Source organism: Bacillus sp. 05T31 (assembly GCF_056396725.1).
In genome coordinates this window covers 1-2,481 of record NZ_JBFTMA010000667.1, presented here as the reverse complement: position 1 = coordinate 2,481, position 2,481 = coordinate 1, and the positions used below count along the sequence as shown (strand labels likewise).

The following is a 2,481-nucleotide window of genomic DNA, read 5'->3' as shown; positions in this document are numbered from 1 at the left end:
GATTTATATGATAGATAAAATAAAAAATGTTGTAGAGGATATGTATGAAGATGAAGCAAAACATTTACTTCAAAGTATTCTAATACAGTTAGATGTATTAGACGGGAATTATAGCGAAGATATGATAAAAAATATAACGAGTATCCCTAAGCAATTGACGAGTCATACAACTCAGGAAAAGAATTTAGAAGAAAGCACACACATTCATATTGCCTTTGATGATTCAACTGCCGGATGTTTAAAATATATGTTGAAACAAGAAGGATTACACGAGGAGAGTGTTGTTTCATACTCTGAATTCTTTTCAATTGGTCCCATACATCAATTACATACGAATGAAGGTCAATTAGCAAGGGCACAGTGGTTATTAAATAACTTAACTTCTTATGATTGTTATTTTGAAGAAGAGTATTTACCAAGATTTAAGGAGACTTTAGAAGAGCTACATTCAATTCCGAATGAAACACCGATTACCGTTTGGAAGGCGGATAATGCCCATGAGCACGTAGGGCTTTGTTTTGCAATTGCGCAATTAAAAGATAAGAAAAATATTCGTGTTATGAATACTTYTGAAGCGAGTAGAGAAATATTAAAACAAGATTATGATATCCGTGGAACTGGAGAATTATCTCCTGAAAGTTTAGCTCTTTTCCAAAAAAGTTTTGTGGAATTTCCGTATTTAACTGAAGAGAAGCGAATGAAGTTTGCACATGAGTGGGATAGATTATCGCAAAGCACGGAGTTTTTAAGAGTTTGGAAAGACGATGAAGTGCATTCTGTACAAGAAGATTATTTTGATCAATTCATTATTGAGTGTGCGAAAAATGTAGGAGCAGATAAAGAATTTCATAAAGCTCCGAGAGTAATAGGTGAAGCACTTGGACTTGCGGATCAATTGGTTGGGGATACGTTTTTGGAATATCGCTTGAAAGWATTAATTAARCAAGARGTATTTGAATWTGAAGGTTCGTTAGATCAAATGCGTTTTTATAGTGTGAAGTTAATAAAATAAAAAATATATTTTGTTTATAAAAAAGCTCGTATTTTAAAAATACGAGCTTTTTTCAGATGAATTTAGGCTATACATAAGCTTCCTATGAATGGCGTATCACATATGAATGTTAAARGWAAYRAATGAAAAGAAGGTGATKKGTTAWTATGTATAACSAACAAAAYTATCCATATGATCAARMGATGTATTATAATCCACAAAACTACGGTTATGAATCTACAAATGAAGTGAGAGATATTGAACAAGAAGACTATAGACCAGATGATGCGGAAGATGCTCCAACGTCACCACCACCGTCACAAGCTCCGTCGTTACCGTCCACATTTGCTTCTCCAGCACAAGCAGGCAATATGAAATCTTGGATGTGTAACTGTCTAGGAAGATGGGGCTATTTACGTTTACATCGACCTGGTCCTTTCGGAAGAGATTTATGGTTCTTTCCAACCGAGGTAAGAAGAAGCGGGGTTTCAGGTTACACTTGGCAAGGTGGTCGTCGTCGTAAAGTAAGTTATCGATATCAACAAATTAGTAATTTTATGTGCTTCGCATAATAGGAAGTGAGAGAGTAGAATAATTTTACTCTCTCACTTTTTTATTTTTCAATATACGAAGTAAGATTTTAATTAAAGATTTACAATTTTCTAGTTTTTATTGAAGTATAATTCAAATGTTAGGTTGATTTACACAAATAATTGAGAGTGAGGGAATGTAATGTCAATAAAAAATAAGGTTGGCCGAAAAATAGAGGATGGCATTAATTTAGCTTCTGCTCAGTTTAAAGAAGATGCTTATGAGATTTATAAAGAATCGCGAAAAGTGCAACCTATTTTATTTGTTAATAAAGTCGAGATTGGTACAGAATGGCTCATTACAAGATATGAAGATGCTCTGCCACTTTTAAAAGATAATCGCTTAAAAAAAGATCCAAATAATGTTTTTTCTAAAGATACAATGAACATGTTTCTTTCTGTTGACAATAGTGATCATTTAACAACGCATATGTTAAACTCGGACCCACCTAACCACAGTCGTTTACGATCTTTAGTTCAAAAAGCTTTTACACCAAAGATGATTTCACAATTAGACGGAAGAATTCAGAGAGTAGCGGATGATTTAATAAATGAGATAGAGCGAAAAGGTACATTAAATCTTGTGGATGATTATTCATTCCCATTACCGATTATTGTAATAAGTGAGATGCTTGGAATTCCAAAAGAGGATCAAGCGAAATTTAGAATTTGGTCTCATGCTGTCATTGCATCGCCAGAAACACCTGAAGAAATAAAAGAAACCGAAAAACAACTATCTGAATTTATTACATATCTGCAATATATAGTTGATATAAAACGAAAAAATCCAAAAGAAGATTTGGTTAGTGCGCTAATACTTGCAGAAAATGAAGGGCATAAACTTAGTGCTCCAGAGCTATATTCAATGATAATGCTGTTAATCGTAGCAGGACATGAGAC

Annotated in this window: 3 protein-coding genes; all 3 read left to right on the top strand. The window is 33.4% G+C overall.

What is annotated here, in order from left to right:
* Positions 1-7 precede the first annotated feature (7 nt).
* A complete protein-coding gene (locus AC1DJR_RS26280; RefSeq protein ID WP_477003889.1) occupies positions 8-1,012 on the top strand; it encodes a DUF1835 domain-containing protein in 1,005 nt (334 codons plus the stop codon).
* Between the two features lie 146 nt (positions 1,013-1,158).
* Complete coding sequence (locus AC1DJR_RS26275) at positions 1,159-1,563, top strand: hypothetical protein (RefSeq protein ID WP_477003888.1); 405 nt, start codon at positions 1,159-1,161, stop codon at positions 1,561-1,563.
* A 160-nt stretch (positions 1,564-1,723) separates the two neighbouring features.
* On the top strand, positions 1,724-2,481 hold a 758-nt coding region (locus AC1DJR_RS26270), incomplete at its 3' end, for a cytochrome P450 family protein (RefSeq protein ID WP_477003887.1).